Here is a 14,663-nt window from a genome sequence, read left to right as displayed (position 1 = left end):
CTGCACATATATATACAAAAAATGCGGAGGAATAACGATGGAAAGTAATCAATATTTCAGGACGGTAAGAGTATTTATCGCCAGCCCTTTTTTCAATGAAGAGCAGCTGGAAAGAATCGGCAGGCTGGAGAACGCGCTGAGGAAGAATCCCTATGTGGCTGATTTCTTCTCGGCGAGATTTTATCAGTTCCCGCAGCTGACTTTCGCTTCTGATCCCTGGAGGAAGACTGTTTTCCAAAATGATTTAAGGTTTTTGCGGCGCGCGGACGTGGTAGTCGCCATTCACGACTATGAGGGAAATTCTGTGGACAGCGGGACAGCTTTTGAGCTGGGTTATGCGTATGCATTGCAAAAGCCGATCATATTGATAAAAGAAACAGAAACCAGCATTCCGAACTTGATGCTGGTGGAAAGTCTGCATGCTTACCTGACTAAGGCAGATGAGATTGCCGGCTATGACTTTATCAATATGCCGGAAATTCCTTATAAAGGCCCGCTTATTTAAAGGCAATCATTATTTCTATATAAATCTATTGCCGGGCACAAGAATAAACACAGTTGTTGAATAATAAAGAGGCAAAGATTACAATAAAATAGGAAAATGATTCCTGATGATCATTTGAAATTTCAAAGCGGGATTGGCAGAAGTCTTAAGAAAGCAGAAAAAAATATTACATAATGAGCAGGGAGAGAAAAAAAGGTGGCAGATGAAACTTATAGGGTGCCTAAACTGCTGGGATATATTTCTTTTGCCGTCATATTCTTGATAAGCTTTGTCTCAGGGCTTTTTTATTTCCTCGTGCCAAGGGGATATACGACAAATATTTTAACTGAACTGATCAGCAGCGATCCAAAATTCCAGCGGGAAATGGCGGGGCAGGATGGAAGTGCAGCAGCCAGGGAGATAGCGGGCGGAACAATGCATTTTATCGAGGTTGTGCTCATCATCTTTCTCGTTTATTGGCTATTTATGCTGTTCCTGAACCTGGCAGGCATATTAACTCTTAAAAAAAATCCAAAAGCGGCAGCAGTCATTTTTATAATCATGGGGGTTCTGAATCTCCCCACTTTAATAATCCCGGGTCTCCTTTTAACATCCGGCATTTTGATCCTGACAGCCAATAAGAAAAAAGAACCTTCGTATCCGGATTACTAAAAAAGGGACAGAGCTCTGGAAATATCGAAAGGAAACTCAGATGTTTATCATTATCCCATTGGCTCTCGGCGTTCTATTAGAGTTCGCATTAGAGCCGGCTTTTAAAATTCGTCAAAAACTTTTCACCAGAATGGGCACAGTGGCAGCCGGATCATTGGCAATCATAGTCCCTTTTGCAATATGGCTGGTTCTCAATGAGCTTGTTCCCATAGAAGACGAGAGAATTTATACCTTTTCCTGCATCATGGTTACTGTATTCTTTATTTATGGAGGCGGGAAGAAGTACGCGAAAGCATAAAAATGAGAAACAATCTAATGTGACACTATTTTTTAAACGCCTAAGCTGTCCGCCGCTTTCTGATGATGAAAGCGGCGATTTTTATTTTTTTGACTTGTTGGGTACGCATTTAAAAACCTTAGAAGTATTCAACTTGGATAAACGGGCCAGTGTCCTGAGCTGGCTGGATAGGTGGATGGCTGGAAAGCTGAGTATTGAAGTCCATAAGGATTTTGATGTTTGCGCGCCGTTTTTTGGTGTTTGCTGCAGCTATTGGCGGGTCCGATATAGGCTGTAGGCTGCACTTGGGCAATCGTCTCTTTCCATTGGTTCTCATCTATGCAATAGGTGTTTGCCATAATATTGGCAGGTGTGAATTTCAGGATATCAGAACCCAGTATGACTTCAGGTGTCGGGGCGTTAAAAATGGCAAGAAGATGCGTGTTGTCCTGCAGGGCTACTTCATAATGCCACCAGCCTTGCGGAACATTGGCAACCTGTCCTGGTCCGATCGTATAATTTTGGATATTCTTTGTAAAAGGATTCAGCAGGGAAACGGCGGCTGCTCCGGATATGCAATAGACCAATTCAGCAGCATTCTGGTGATAATGGGGTTCTACAGCATTGCCTGTGCTTAGAAAAATATCGAGCAGGGAGATATTTTCAAGCGTATTCAACTGGGCAATTCCCAGAATGTTGATAAAGTTCCTGTTGTCTTTTTTCATAAGCGGGCTTTTATTCACATCAAAAGCATACGCAAGGGACGGGGAAGTATAATCGAGATAAGCGGTCATGATCAATTCTCCTAAAGTTTTTATTTCCATCAAACTATGCGGCAATGGGCTGATTGTGCCGGTGCCTTGTTGATGTAAGAATGTCGAATTGTATTGAAGTCTGCCGGAAAGGAAATATTCCCTGCTTGTTGAATATTAAAAAGGACAGAAGTTATAGGCAGCACGGAACATTCAAAAAGGGAGGCGAAAGCAATGAGCGGAAAGCTGGTTATGAGGGAAGAAGGCAACAACCTGATAATGGAGTGGGAATTTGATGCAACGAGGGAAGAAGTATTTAAAGCATTTTCAGATTCCAAAATGCTGGAAAGCTGGTGGGGGCCTGAGGGCTGGGAAACGAAGAATAAGAAATTTGAATTTGAACCCGGCGGGACCTGGCATTATGGCATGATCTGCAGAGACAAAAGCCAGGGCGAATTTTATGGGATGGAATCGTGGGGGCTTGCTGTCTATAAGGAAATCTCGGCACCTGAGAAAATTGTCTATACAGATGCATTCTCAGACGAAGAAGGCAATATAAATGAATCTTTGCCCAAAACATTAATAACGTCAGCCTTTAGTGAAGAAGAGGGGAAAACCAAGTATGTGTCCGTCACTGAATTTCCTTCCAAGTCAGCTATCAGGCAAATTATCGATATGGGGGCTGCAGAGGGATTTTCCTCCCAGCTGAAGAAGCTGGATGCACTTTTGGCAGCGAATAAATTATAAAAAAGAGCAAAGCCAAATCATTAATTTGGCTTTTTTTCATGAATGGCAACTTATAAAGAATCAAATTTCCTCCTTCTAATGTTTTCCGAGAAATAATTTTAGCAAAAAAAGCTAAAAATACAGGTTATACGAGCAGGGAGGAAATTGCATGGAACATAGCCGGCATAATACGAAAATGAATGCTGCTGAATATGCAGTGATATGGTCTCAATATATGAATGACAGTTTATCAAGCTGTGTGCTGCAGTATTTTCTGAAAGATGCTGTGGATGAAAATATCCGCGGAGTGTTTTCGTTCGCCCTTGAACTGTCAGAGAGGCATTTAGAAAAAATAAAACAGATTCTGAAAAGTGAGAATCAGCCTATACCGATAGGCTTTTCTGAAAAAGATGTAAAAATGGATGCACCGCGATTATTTACAGATGTGTTTAAAATCGTTTATCTGCATATTATGTCCCTGCATGGTCTGACAAGATATGCCGGGGCGACTTCAGTATGTTCACGGAAGGATATCAGGCAATATTTTGCGGGATGTACAACAGAGGCTTTGGAGCTGTATGACCGGACTACCGAAATCGCGCTGCAAAAGGGAATCATTGATAAAGCTCCAACTCTCAATAATAGACAGACAGCAGATTTTATCAAAAAGGGCTATTTGGCCGGCGGGATTGGGAAACGGAGACCGATCAACGCGATTGAAATCAGCGGTGTATTCCTCAATATGCAGAAAACAATGGTAAAGATGGTATTGGAACTGGGCTTTAGCCAAGTTTGCAAGACTAAAGAAATAAGTTCATACATGGAAAGAGCAAGAGAGCTATGTGTAAAGCATTTTGAAATCCTTGCAGCATTGCTGAAAGAAGAGAATCTGCATACTCCGAAAATCTTTGAATCAGAAGTGACGGATTCAACTATTTCTCCATTTTCAGATAAACTGATGCTTTTCCATATAACAGGCCTCCTGTCCGCAGCCCTCAGTTACTACAGCGAAGCAGCTGCTCTCTCCCAAAGAAGGGACATTATTACTGCTTATACCAGGATGAATGTGGAAATCGCTTTAATTGCCGAGGATGGCATGCAGCTTTTAATCAAAAAGGGCTGGTTTGAGGCACCTCCTGCAGCTGCTGATCATAAAGCTTTGGCTAAGGAGTAACCAGTCAGATTGCTGTATTCTGCTTTTTGTGCGGAGGTTTGAAAGTTGCCAGGGGGCTGGAAAAAATAATAGTAGCACCAGCTCCCAAGCCAAGAAACAGGTTGACTTTTTTAACTGTAAATATTAAAATTACAGTAGTGAATGCAAATCAGCTTATTTTTTTTGCAGGAACTGTAACTTTTTATTTTACACTTTAATGCTATCAATTATAAAGAAATCACTTAAAACTGAATCTTCATTAAAGGAGTGCATGATTAATGGTCAATCTGTATGTATCATCCAGCTGTACATCCTGCCGCAAAGCAAAAGCATGGCTTGAAGAGCATAATATCGAGTACAATGAGAGAAACATCATTAACGAACCGCTTACTGTTGAAGAAATCAAATCTATTCTCCGCATGACAGAAAACGGAACCGAAGAGATCATTTCAACAAAATCAAAAGCTTATCAGCAGCTGAATATGGAGTTTGATTCTCTTCCTCTTAAAGAACTGTATCAGTTGATTGCAGACAATCCGCAGATGCTGAGAAGGCCGATCATCCTTGATGAAAAAAGGCTGCAGGTGGGATATAATGATGAAGAAATCAGGAGCTTCCTCCCACGGAAGCTGCGTTCTTACTCTTTTATGAAAATGCAGCAAATGGCGAACTAATCTGCTGAAACAAACGAACAGCAGGAGGGCCGGGAACATTGCTTAGTTAGGAGGCTATTCATGAACAGCGATTTTACACTAGCCATTCACAGCTTAACCTATCTTGCCCTGCAGCTGGACCGGATGTCTACAAGCGAGGCCATTTCAAAGAGCGCCGGGGTCCATCCAGTACGGATCCGTAAAGTATTGAGCCTGCTAAAAAGGAATAACTTTATCAAGTCAAAGGAAGGGACCGGCGGCGGATTTATTTTTGCCAGGGAGCTGGATGAGGTCAATTTATGGGATATCTATAAAATTACCTCTGAGGGAGCATTGCAGCCAAAATGCCCGGAATCCAACGAGCAGTGCATAGTAGGGGCCAATATGCGGAATGTCCTCTTTAGCATCTTCATCGGAGCAGAAGAGCATCTTGGTGAATATTTGAAGAATTATACGATTAAGGACATTGTTGAACTGGTCAACCAGGACAGCAATTAAATATGAATGTATGTTTTACCAAGGGAAGGCCGGCTGTTGCAGCTGGCCTTTTTTATTTTAATAAGAAAGTATATTTTTTCACTATGGATATTGTCCAGCAGCATCTGCCTTATTGTGCCATCAGGAAGGGGAATTATAAAGACATTGCCACATAGAGTTTTACCGTTATTAGTCTGCATTCCTTTGTGAGTACGCTTTTTAATTAACTTGGAATAATTTGTTCCTTAACATCAAAACCTATGCATATATTTCGTTCAAGGCTGTGTTAAACAGAGTGTCACACGACAGAGCCTAAATTAACATGGAACACTGACAGAGCCAAATTTAAAGTAAAGGTGTGTAATTGATGGGTGAGAGACAGCGGGAGATGCTCAATGAAATAAGAGATAAAGCAGGTGCTCTTTCCAGTGAGCAGATTGATTATTGGAAAGAGTATTCGAGCTTTAATGATTGGGAGCTCTGGGCAGTAATTCTTATTCTTATTGTCCCGCTGATCCTTTTGTATTTTAAAATTGACCGAAGCAGAATATTGCTCCTTGGTTTTTACGGACTTAATTTTCACATTTGGTTTGCTTATACCAATTCAATCGGGATCAGGCTGGGGCTATGGGAGTATCCTTATGAACTGCTCCCCGTTCTCCCGAGTTTTGCCCTGGATGCTTCCTTTGTTCCTGTTATGTTTATCCTTCTTTACCAGTGGACTCTGAATAATCAAAAGAACTTCTATTTGTATTCTTTGCTTTTATCCGCTGTGTTTGCTTTTATCATAAAGCCTGTTTTGGTCAGCTTAGATTTTTTCACAATGTTCAAAGGCGTGAATTATTTCCACTTATTCTTATGTTATATTGCTTTTTTCCTCGTCTCTAAAATCATCACTAATATTTTCATCTCTATGCAGAAGAACCGGGCAGAAGTATAGCTCCCTTAAGATCAGAGGAAGGAGGCAGGGGAGTAGCCGCTTTCGTTATATAAGCGTATGCATATCAAGATAAGTAAATGAAAAGCAGAGGGATGTTCCTCTGCTTTTCTGGTTTCATTTCATATTCTGTCTGATTGCTATTTAGTATTGGTAAAGCCACCGTCAATACGGATCACTTCACCATTGATATATTCTGCTTTAGAAGTTAACAGGAAAGTGACAAGCTCTGCGACTTCTTCCGGTGTTCCTAAACGCTTTTGTGGGATACCGCCTGTGGCATTCGCTTTCATTTCAGGATTTGCGGCATAAAAATCTTTCACCATAGGAGTTTCGGTCGGCCCTGGAGCAATAGCGTTCACTCTTAAACCATCTTTTGCATACTCAGCAACTATGCTCTTCGTTAATCCGACGATCCCATGCTTGGTTGCGGAATATGTTACAACAGAATCCTGCCCGATCACACCCGCACTTGAGGCAGTATTAACGATTGACCCTCCGCCGTTTTTCAGCATCGCTTCAGCAACATAGCGGACGCCATACAGCGCTCCCATCAGATTGATGCCGACAATTTGCTCAATTTCCTCTACGTTTGTGTTAAGGAAGAATTGGCCGCTTCCGGAAATACCGGCATTATTGAAGAAATAATCTATCTTGCCGAATTCTTCAAGGGTCTTATCTACATAATTTTTAACTTCTTCTTTCCTGGAGACATCTGCTTTAATAAAGATTGCATTAGCACCCATCTTTTTAACCATCTCGACTGTTTCATTTCCGCCTTTTTCACTAATATCAACAACAGCTATATCAACACCTTCTTTTGCTAAACGAACCGCAGTGGATTGTCCTATTCCGCTCCCTGCACCTGTTATGATAGCTGCTTTATTGCTGCTCATGAATATTCCTCCTTGCTGAATGCAGTACTTTGACTTTTTTAGTGTACTCTCTATTTTTTCTCTTATTAAAAGCATTTAAACATGTCATCTGACTAACAGGTGCATGGTCTTTATTCTGCCAGATTAGAGGGCATAGCTTAACTTACAGGGTGCCCCCATAAGTCTTAAATACTGGATGGCAGACTGTTCGAGGAATATTTTTGAAAATATTGATTGATATTATAGTTATGGAGAACAGAATAATTAATTTGAGGCAGCCATCAAAAAATAATTGTTAAGCCACTCATAAGGATGATAAATGATGGAGAATAAACGAGTCGAAGAATTCGATAAAATTGTAGAGATGAATGAAAAAGGGCAGGATGCCCTCAATTCGTACTGGATGGATTATTCGCTGTATACATCTTTTGAATACTGGCTGATGGCGGCATTTTTCTTTGTTCCGCTAATTGTGCTGTATTTTAAAATAGATCGAAGCAAGATTTTTCTGCTTGGTTTTTACGGTTACAGCATTCATGTTTTTTTCAATTATACAGACTGGTACGGCAAAAACAGCGGCTTTTGGAATTACCCGTTTCCGCTGATTCCAGTGACGCCTGGAATATCCATTGATTCGAGCTTAATACCTGTCGTTTTTATGCTCGTCTATCAGTGGACTTTAAACAAAGGGAAGAACTATTATGTGTATACCATCCTCACAGCAGTATTTTTAGCATTTGTCTTTAAGCCATTTTTAATTGCAGTAGGCCTTTTTCGGATGTATGGAAACACTCATTATCTTCATTTGTTTGGAGGATATCTGATTGTTCTATTGACTGCAAAAGTTATTACAAGTGTTTTTTTGTGGATGGAAAAGCGGTACAAAAAAACGGGAAGAATGGAAAAAAGTAAAAGTCCTAGCCCATAATAGGGAGGAGACGATGAGTAATGCTGCTTATAATAAATTAGAAGAAAGCTCTGTTTCTGAAGGGAAGTTTCCAGATAAGAAAGGTTTTGCCGTTTTAGCCGGATGGAAAAAGAAGGGGGAGGGCAAATAAGAATCGGCCGAGCCCTCCGCCGGCCATGATCTTCAATATCGAGAAATTTAATTTAAAACCGTTTCAAGCGTTTCTAAATTACGCTCCATTATAGAGAAATAGTCTTCCTTCTTTTTAACATCTTCTTCGGTCACCGCTTCAAGATTATGAAGAGTCAAGCTTTCCGCACCGATTTCTTCCTGGATGACTTTTGCAACTCGAGATTCAACATTCTGTTCAAACAGGATATAATTCAGTTCATGCTCCCGCGATTCTTCTATGATCCTTGCAAGCTGCTGCTGGCTGGGCTCCTGTGTAGGAGATAGGCCTGCAATGGCGATTTGTTCAAGACCATACCTCTCCTGCCAGTAGCCATAAGCCGCATGGGATACAAGAATATATTTCGTGCTGCTTTCTGATATGGTTTGTTTAAAGTCTGCATCCAGTGAAGTAAGCTTTTCCTTCAAAGTGTTAAAGTTTTCTTCAAACTGTTCTTTTGCTTCGGGTTTTAATACAGCCATACTGTTTTTTATATTTTCTGCAAGTGTTACAGCCTTTGATGGATCAAGCCAAACATGGGGGTCATGATCGCCGTGATGGTGTCCGTCATCATGGGAGTGGCCCTCTTCAGAGTGGTCATGGTCTTCTCCTTCATGGGAGTGGCCCTCTTCGGAATGGTCGTGGTCTTCTCCTTCATGAGCGTGGCTCTCTTCAGAGTTGTCGTGGTCTTCTCCTTCATGAGAATGCCCTTCTTCAGAGAGGTCATGGTCTTCCTCTTCATGAGAGTGACCTTCTTCTTCATGACTATGCTCATCCGTTGTATTTAAAAGTTCGATTCCCTCAGCCGCTTTTACAATTTTAACTTTTTCGCCTTGAAGTGTTTTTTCAGCTTTTTCTGCAAAGCCTTCAACACCAGCTCCTGTATAGATGAACAGGTCGGCGTCAGCTATATTTGTCATCGTTTTAATATCCGGCTCATAAGAGTGTGCATCAATATTCGGGGGATAAATGCTCTCCACTTCAACTTCATTCCCGCCGATTTTTTTTGCGAAATCCTCAAGAGGGAAGATTGTGGTGTACACTTTAATTTTTTCTCCCGTAGTTTCCTCACCGGACTTTCCTTCATTATCTGCAGCTGAACAGGCGGCCAGGAAAGCAGAAGAGACAAGCATAGTGCCGAGCAGGACATTTTTCCATTTTTTCATTTCCATCTTTTTGTCTCCTATTCTCTAAAACTAGTATGTACTGTAAGTAGAAATCATTACGATTTACGTGGTAAAAAAATAGCTCCATAGAATTTTAAAGCGTAATGATTACTATTTGTATTCTAATGCAAGTATTTTAAAATTGCAAACAAACATTTTAAGATTATCAATAATTATGTTTGACCTTAAACTAACTTTAAGCTTTAGTATAAAGTATGGAAGAACTTTCCGTATTTTAAATGAAGGCTGTGTTAGTGTACCTTGTTGATTTTGGGTTCATTCGTGTGAAACTCTGTTTCACACGCATTTCAGCACAGCTGAAATGCAGCCAGATATTTATCCTGCCGCCAATAAAGCTCGCTTTCTTGGCGGCAGGATGAATATCTGGCTAAAATGATCCCAAAATCAACAACAATGTTTAACAAAGCCTAAATGAAAAGAGGTTCGCAATATGACATTTCGTTGGGATGGCGGCTTTATCATGGTTTCATGGGATGGATTCGAGGAGGGGGTGGAATGGTATACAAAGCATTTTGGCTGGAGCTGCCTGGATAAGGTCATTTCGCCGGTCGGCAAAAAAGCCTTTTTGAAGATGCCAAGACTAGGGGTTGTGACACTGAAATCTTTTGAAGGGAATTTCGAGCACTTTCAAAAGGGCAGCGCTATTGAAGGTCATGTGAGACTATGTTTTGAAATATTGGATATCGACAGGTCCCTTTCTTATTTTAAAAATGAGGGGATTGAAGTAACTCCGATAGCTGAGCTTCCTGGCGGCCATAAGAGTTATGATATTTTTGCATATGAAAATGCGAGAATCACAGCTGTGTATAACCCTGATGAAGCAGGTCATTTTCCGGATGCGAGAATCACGGGATTCGGTCCTGTTAATGCTAGAATAGGCGTGAGAAATCTGGATGAAGCAATCTCTTGGTATGAGGAGCACTTAGGACTTAAACTGGCTAAACGTTTTGGCAGCGAATTTGCTCATATGCAGGTGGAAGATGCTTACGATTGGATTCAGCATAAACAAGTATTCCATGACAGTGTATGGCTCGAAACGGCTGCTGGCGCTGCTTTCGAAAAAGGGAGTCCTTCAGCGAGGAATTATTTTGATCTTAGGCCTGATGAGTTTTATCAAACATATGAGCAGCTGTCTGAAAAAGGTTTAAGCCCATCCGAAATTGCAGGCAATCCAGCAGCAGGCTGGGGCGGTTTCCATTTCTATGACCCTTATGGGAACATGATCAATGTCTGGTCATATCCTTCATAAAAGAGAGCAGGAACTGCATTGGAAATGAATATACAGAAGTTTGCTGAGCGGACTGGGCTTCCTCCGAGTACTCTCCGATTTTATGACCGGAAAAAATTGATCCAGCCGGCAGGACGCAGTGAAAAAGGATATCGTATCTATACAGAAGAACAGATACACAAGGCAATGATCATCCATTCTCTCCGGCAGGCTGATATAAAAATAGAAGAAATACAATCCTATTTGGAGGCAGAAGAAGAAGAGAAGAAGACATGGATATCCGGATGGAAGCGGGAAATAGAGGAAAAGCTTGCGTCCATGAATATCGCGAAGCAATATTTGAGCTCCATGCATGCTGAAGAGCGGCATCTGCATCTCGTTAAGTGGGAGGGGGACAATTGCTTCATCTGGTTCAGGTGCACTGTTCCACGGGCTTTTCATCCTTTTCAAGAGAAAATGTCTGAAATAAGTGAAAGACTGAGGATATTGAGGATTGAGACAAAGCCAGGTGTGTTTGTAAGAACGTTAGAATCAAAGGGAGATACAATAACCGGGGAAGTGGGCTTCCTATTACATAATATACCCGGCAAAGAAATTGATTTTTTCGATGACTTATATACAGAGCGGTTCGGGCCAAGAATGTTTGCTGCAGTAGAGTGCAATGTGTACAATCCTTTCACCTGCTTCCACTATATGAGGCAGATCCACCGGTTCGGATTTAAAGCAGAGGGAATGAAACTGGAAAAATACGAATTTCCTGAGAGCCGGACGTTTAGTTACCTCATTCCGCTTGCTGGAAGCTGAAGGCATTTTTCTCAAATTCTAAAAAACCAACTGAAATTATCCTATAAAAATTACGACATAAATTTCATGCAGCCCGTATGTTTTCACAAGTCTTTTCCGTCTTACAAGTTAGATATAAAAAAGGGGGAGTTTTTGTGGAAAAACATAATGATTTGTCTTCTATCAGTAAAGAAATGGAGGAGCTTGCACCTTCTTTTGACTGCATTGTTCAGCCATACCGGGAACAGCTATGGCATTACTGCAGGAAGCTGACTGGTTCACCCTGGGACGCGGAAGATTTGCTGCAGGACACACTGTTAAAGGCGTTTTCTTCTTTATCAAGAATCGGGCAGACAATGAATGCAAAAAGCTACCTGTTCAGGATTGCGACGAATATTTGGATAGACCATTTCAGGAAAAAATCGCCTCAGCTGCTGGATATGGAGTCCGAAAAAATTCCGGATGGAGACCTCGTACCTTATTCAGAAGTGTTTGAAAGTGTAGAGATTCTGATTCATCAATTGCCTGCGAAGCAGGCAGCAGCCATTCTTTTAGCAGAGGTATTCCGTTTCACCATCCGGGAAACCGCTGAAATGATCGGTTCAACAGAAGGCGGTGTCCAGTCCTTGTTAAGCCGGGCGAGAGCTAATCTCAAAAAGCAGAAAGCAGTGGAGAATCTTCCTTTCCAAGAGGCAGTGCTGACGGATGAAAAAAAGCAAGTTATCCAGCAGTATATGGACTATTTTGTGAAAGGCGATTTTAAGTCTATCGGCGAGCTTTTAGGTAAATATGCAACAAATGAAGTGGTCGGGCAGTGCATGGATATCGGAAAAACACAGATAAGGAAGAACTCTATGGGCGACTGGGGCAGCAGTACAGCTGGACTCTCGGCAGAGCTTGCTTTCTTATGGGGACGGTATGCTGTCATCTATACAAGGGATGCAGGCTACGGCCCTGTATTATGGGACATAGCAACAGCGGAGATAGAGGATGGAAAGCTCATCCGGCATAAAAGCTATTATTTTTGCAGGGAGTTTCTGGAGGCTGCGGCGGCTGAACTTTCAATAAAGCTTGATACAGTGAAAGACCTGTTTGGACAGGAGTGGTAGGGGATTTAAGGTGAAGCCTTTTACATGTTGGTTTAGGCTCTTATCCTGTTTCACACGAACTCAGCACAGGCAATAAATCAGTTTCAAAAAAAAGCAATCAGCTGGCGAGCTGGTTGCTTTCTTCCCTTTACTGCTGCCCTGCACCATTCTTTACAGATTCAGCGATGCCAATAACACGTTTCGCCTGATATTTGATCGCTCCCTTATAAGCATCCTTATCGCCGACTATTTCATTGTTTTGGTCGACGGTGACACTTGCTCCGTAAGGATTTCCGCCTGCCGGGAATAATGACTGGTCAGAATAGCCGGGTGTTACGACGATGGCACCCCAGTGGTACATGGTTGTATAGAGGGAAAGGATGGTTGCCTCCTGCCCGCCGTGCGGATTTTGGGCTGAAGTCATGCCGCTGACAACCTTATTGACTGTTTTCCCTGCTCCCCAAATGCCGCCGGTTGTATCGAGGAACTGTTTCATCTGAGCTGCCATATTCCCGAAACGGGTCGGTGTACTGAAGATAATCGCATCCGCTTCAGCGATATCATCAGGTGTAACTACAGGAACATCCTTTGTTTCTTCCAAATGTGCTTTCCAAGCAGGAACGCCTTCGATTACGCTTTCAGGCGCAAGCTCCTGCACTTTGTAGATTTTGGCTTCAGCGCCTGCTTCCTTTGCGCCTTCGGCAGCCCACTGGGCCATCTGATAGTTGGTGCCTGTTGAGCTATAATAGACAATCGCAAGTTTAACTGACATATGAATATCCTCCATTCAAAGCAAATTATAATTTTCACCTTTCATTGTTTACCCTCTCAATGAGAGAATATACCTGCAATTTTCAATAGGTAAACTTAGGATTGCAGATGGCTTTTTTAGTTTCCTGGAGGAAGGTTTTTGAATAATGGCATACAGTATTTCATGTTTAGATGGTATAATTCGAATAATTAAACTATTCTGACGTCTGTATGTCTTGATCATTCCATCTAATACCAATAATCTGCAAATTAAGGCTATTAATGTATAAGTAGTGCCTGGTATAAAATAGCGGCGTCACAGAAATAAGGGGGTGCAGAAGCAATGAAGAAACCGGCGGTATTCCGGGTGCCAGAGTCCATTTTTTATGGGAGGGGTTCCTTTGAAGAAGTAGGATTGCAAGCGGCTTTTAGAGGGAAGAAGGCATTAATCATTAGCGATAAGATAATGGACCAGCTTGGATATATAAGCCAAGGCCAATCTTATCTTAATGATGCAGGTGTTCAAAATGCAGTCTATCTGGGTATTGCGTCTGAACCAACCGATAAATATGTGTCAGAAGCAATGGAGCTTTTTAAGTGTGAACAGTGCGACTTGGTGATTTCCATTGGGGGCGGCAGCTGTATCGATACCGCAAAAGCTATAGCAGTCCTGGCTGTAAATGGGGGCTTTATCGGCGATTATATGGGAGGAAAGAAACTGGCACAGCATCCGCCTGTCCCGCATATTGCCATTCCAACCACAGCCGGTACAGGTTCTGAAGCAACCGATGTAACCGTAATCACCAACACATCCAATAATGTTAAAATGATGATCAAGCAGCCTGCTTTCTTGCCGGATGCTGCGATCGTGAATCCTCTGCTGACAGTATCTACCCCAAAGAATATCACCGCGGCTACAGGGATTGATGCTCTAAGCCATGCTGTTGAAGCATACTAATCTAAAAAAGCACATCCCATGACAGACATGATGGCCATTTCAGCCATGAAACTCATTGCAGAGAATATTTTAACCGCTTACAATGATGGCGGAAATCTTGATGCACGAGAAAGGATGAGTCTTGGCTCACTGCAGGCGGGAATGGCTTTTTCGAATGCTTCAGTCTGCCTTGTCCACGGAATGAGCCGTCCGATCGGTGCTTTGTTCCATGTGCCTCATGGCATTTCAAATGCCATGCTTTTGCCTGCTGTATTGGAATTCAGCCAGGAAGCTTGTGTGGAACGGCTTGCTCATATAGGCCGGATATTTAGGCCGGATCTTGATAGCGGTGCCAATGCGGAGGCAGCCGAAACAGCTGTACAATCTGTAAAAGAATTATGCAGAAAATTAAATATACCCAACCTAAAAGAGTGGAGGATCGACGGGGAAGCCTTCAAGCAGGCAGTTGGAAAAATGGCAGCAGACGCTATTGAAAGCGGCAGCCCGGCCAATAATCCCAAAGTGCCCAGCCAGCTGGAACTGGAGGAACTCTATCATATTTGCTATGACTATGTTTTTTCCTCTGAAGCTGAGAAGGTGTAAATGCA

16 protein-coding genes and 1 pseudogene are annotated in these 14,663 nt (G+C 42.1%); 13 read left to right on the top strand and 4 right to left on the bottom strand.

The window, feature by feature from the left end; translation table 11 throughout:
• Nucleotides 1-37: 37 nt before the first annotated feature.
• From AC4E8B_RS13630 to AC4E8B_RS13620, 3 genes are all read left to right on the top strand, one after another.
• Entirely contained in the window at nt 38-505 is a 468-nt protein-coding gene (locus tag AC4E8B_RS13630; protein WP_490213925.1) for a nucleoside 2-deoxyribosyltransferase, read from the top strand.
• Between the two features lie 195 nt (nt 506-700).
• A complete protein-coding gene (locus tag AC4E8B_RS13625; protein ID WP_490213924.1) occupies nt 701-1,156 on the top strand; it encodes a DUF4064 domain-containing protein in 456 nt (151 codons plus the stop codon).
• A gap of 40 nt (nt 1,157-1,196) precedes the next feature.
• Nucleotides 1,197-1,454, top strand: a complete 258-nt coding sequence (locus AC4E8B_RS13620; RefSeq protein WP_490213923.1) for a hypothetical protein — start codon at nt 1,197-1,199, stop codon at nt 1,452-1,454.
• A gap of 128 nt (nt 1,455-1,582) precedes the next feature.
• On the opposite strand, the gene AC4E8B_RS13615 is transcribed toward AC4E8B_RS13620, so the two are convergent.
• Nucleotides 1,583-2,227, bottom strand: coding sequence for a cupin domain-containing protein (locus AC4E8B_RS13615; protein ID WP_490213922.1), 645 nt, complete (start codon nt 2,225-2,227; stop codon nt 1,583-1,585).
• 192 nt (nt 2,228-2,419) lie between these two features.
• Between AC4E8B_RS13615 and AC4E8B_RS13610 the strand changes: the two genes are divergently transcribed.
• From AC4E8B_RS13610 to AC4E8B_RS13590, 5 genes are all read left to right on the top strand, one after another.
• A complete protein-coding gene (locus AC4E8B_RS13610) occupies nt 2,420-2,932 on the top strand; it encodes an SRPBCC family protein (RefSeq protein ID WP_490213921.1) in 513 nt (170 codons plus the stop codon).
• A gap of 148 nt (nt 2,933-3,080) precedes the next feature.
• A complete protein-coding gene (locus AC4E8B_RS13605; RefSeq protein WP_490213920.1) occupies nt 3,081-4,085 on the top strand; it encodes a DUF3231 family protein in 1,005 nt (334 codons plus the stop codon).
• Between the two features lie 257 nt (nt 4,086-4,342).
• On the top strand, nt 4,343-4,738 hold the full coding sequence (gene spxA / locus AC4E8B_RS13600) for a transcriptional regulator SpxA (protein ID WP_490213919.1): 396 nt from the start codon (nt 4,343-4,345) through the stop codon (nt 4,736-4,738).
• 60 nt (nt 4,739-4,798) lie between these two features.
• Nucleotides 4,799-5,215 (top strand): RrF2 family transcriptional regulator, encoded by a 417-nt coding sequence (locus AC4E8B_RS13595; protein ID WP_490213918.1) that lies wholly within the window; start codon nt 4,799-4,801, stop codon nt 5,213-5,215.
• Nucleotides 5,216-5,561: 346 nt separating this feature from the next.
• Nucleotides 5,562-6,134, top strand: coding sequence for a hypothetical protein (locus tag AC4E8B_RS13590; protein WP_490213917.1), 573 nt, complete (start codon nt 5,562-5,564; stop codon nt 6,132-6,134).
• 137 nt (nt 6,135-6,271) lie between these two features.
• Here AC4E8B_RS13590 and AC4E8B_RS13585 read toward each other — a convergent pair whose 3' ends face one another.
• Nucleotides 6,272-7,027: an SDR family NAD(P)-dependent oxidoreductase gene (locus AC4E8B_RS13585; protein WP_490213916.1), complete on the bottom strand. Its 756-nt coding sequence runs from the start codon at nt 7,025-7,027 to the stop codon at nt 6,272-6,274.
• Nucleotides 7,028-7,325: 298 nt separating this feature from the next.
• Between AC4E8B_RS13585 and AC4E8B_RS13580 the strand changes: the two genes are divergently transcribed.
• Nucleotides 7,326-7,934: a hypothetical protein gene (locus tag AC4E8B_RS13580; RefSeq protein WP_490213915.1), complete on the top strand. Its 609-nt coding sequence runs from the start codon at nt 7,326-7,328 to the stop codon at nt 7,932-7,934.
• Between the two features lie 177 nt (nt 7,935-8,111).
• On the opposite strand, the gene AC4E8B_RS13575 is transcribed toward AC4E8B_RS13580, so the two are convergent.
• Complete coding sequence (locus AC4E8B_RS13575) at nt 8,112-9,254, bottom strand: metal ABC transporter solute-binding protein, Zn/Mn family (RefSeq protein WP_490213914.1); 1,143 nt, start codon at nt 9,252-9,254, stop codon at nt 8,112-8,114.
• A 445-nt stretch (nt 9,255-9,699) separates the two neighbouring features.
• Here AC4E8B_RS13575 and AC4E8B_RS13570 point away from each other — a divergent pair, with 445 nt between their 5' ends.
• The 3 genes from AC4E8B_RS13570 (at nt 9,700) to AC4E8B_RS13560 (ending at nt 12,389) form a co-directional block, all read left to right on the top strand.
• The gene (locus AC4E8B_RS13570) at nt 9,700-10,518 is read left to right on the top strand and encodes a VOC family protein (RefSeq protein ID WP_490213913.1); all 819 of its coding nucleotides are present in this window, start codon (nt 9,700-9,702) and stop codon (nt 10,516-10,518) included.
• A 24-nt stretch (nt 10,519-10,542) separates the two neighbouring features.
• Nucleotides 10,543-11,301, top strand: coding sequence for a MerR family transcriptional regulator (locus AC4E8B_RS13565; RefSeq protein ID WP_490219672.1), 759 nt, complete (start codon nt 10,543-10,545; stop codon nt 11,299-11,301).
• Nucleotides 11,302-11,435: 134 nt separating this feature from the next.
• Nucleotides 11,436-12,389, top strand: a complete 954-nt coding sequence (locus AC4E8B_RS13560) for an RNA polymerase sigma factor (RefSeq protein ID WP_490213912.1) — start codon at nt 11,436-11,438, stop codon at nt 12,387-12,389.
• A 127-nt stretch (nt 12,390-12,516) separates the two neighbouring features.
• Here the strand turns inward: AC4E8B_RS13560 and wrbA are convergent, their stop codons facing one another.
• Nucleotides 12,517-13,140, bottom strand: a complete 624-nt coding sequence (wrbA, locus tag AC4E8B_RS13555; RefSeq protein WP_490213911.1) for an NAD(P)H:quinone oxidoreductase — start codon at nt 13,138-13,140, stop codon at nt 12,517-12,519.
• Between the two features lie 321 nt (nt 13,141-13,461).
• Here wrbA and AC4E8B_RS13550 point away from each other — a divergent pair.
• A pseudogene (locus tag AC4E8B_RS13550) lies at nt 13,462-14,658 on the top strand (iron-containing alcohol dehydrogenase).
• Nucleotides 14,659-14,663 lie beyond the last annotated feature (5 nt).

The organism is Bacillus sp. SRL543 (assembly GCF_984799205.1).
Note: the sequence above shows the minus strand (reverse complement) of the source record. Positions and strands in the feature narration are given on the sequence as shown.

Bases quoted from the DNA above. Each gene is read 5' to 3' on its own strand.
- AC4E8B_RS13630 (WP_490213925.1), top strand. From the start codon at position 38: ATGGAAAGTAATCAATATTTCAGGACGGTAAGAGTATTTATCGCCAGC.
- AC4E8B_RS13620 (WP_490213923.1), top strand. From the start codon at position 1,197: ATGTTTATCATTATCCCATTGGCTCTCGGCGTTCTATTAGAGTTCGCA.
- AC4E8B_RS13615 (WP_490213922.1), bottom strand. From the start codon at position 2,227: ATGACCGCTTATCTCGATTATACTTCCCCGTCCCTTGCGTATGCTTTT.
- AC4E8B_RS13610 (WP_490213921.1), top strand. From the start codon at position 2,420: ATGAGCGGAAAGCTGGTTATGAGGGAAGAAGGCAACAACCTGATAATG.
- AC4E8B_RS13605 (WP_490213920.1), top strand. From the start codon at position 3,081: ATGGAACATAGCCGGCATAATACGAAAATGAATGCTGCTGAATATGCA.
- spxA (WP_490213919.1), top strand. From the start codon at position 4,343: ATGGTCAATCTGTATGTATCATCCAGCTGTACATCCTGCCGCAAAGCA.
- AC4E8B_RS13595 (WP_490213918.1), top strand. From the start codon at position 4,799: ATGAACAGCGATTTTACACTAGCCATTCACAGCTTAACCTATCTTGCC.
- AC4E8B_RS13590 (WP_490213917.1), top strand. From the start codon at position 5,562: ATGGGTGAGAGACAGCGGGAGATGCTCAATGAAATAAGAGATAAAGCA.
- AC4E8B_RS13585 (WP_490213916.1), bottom strand. From the start codon at position 7,027: ATGAGCAGCAATAAAGCAGCTATCATAACAGGTGCAGGGAGCGGAATA.
- AC4E8B_RS13580 (WP_490213915.1), top strand. From the start codon at position 7,326: ATGATGGAGAATAAACGAGTCGAAGAATTCGATAAAATTGTAGAGATG.
- AC4E8B_RS13575 (WP_490213914.1), bottom strand. From the start codon at position 9,254: ATGGAAATGAAAAAATGGAAAAATGTCCTGCTCGGCACTATGCTTGTC.
- AC4E8B_RS13570 (WP_490213913.1), top strand. From the start codon at position 9,700: ATGACATTTCGTTGGGATGGCGGCTTTATCATGGTTTCATGGGATGGA.
- AC4E8B_RS13565 (WP_490219672.1), top strand. From the start codon at position 10,543: ATGAATATACAGAAGTTTGCTGAGCGGACTGGGCTTCCTCCGAGTACT.
- wrbA (WP_490213911.1), bottom strand. From the start codon at position 13,140: ATGTCAGTTAAACTTGCGATTGTCTATTATAGCTCAACAGGCACCAAC.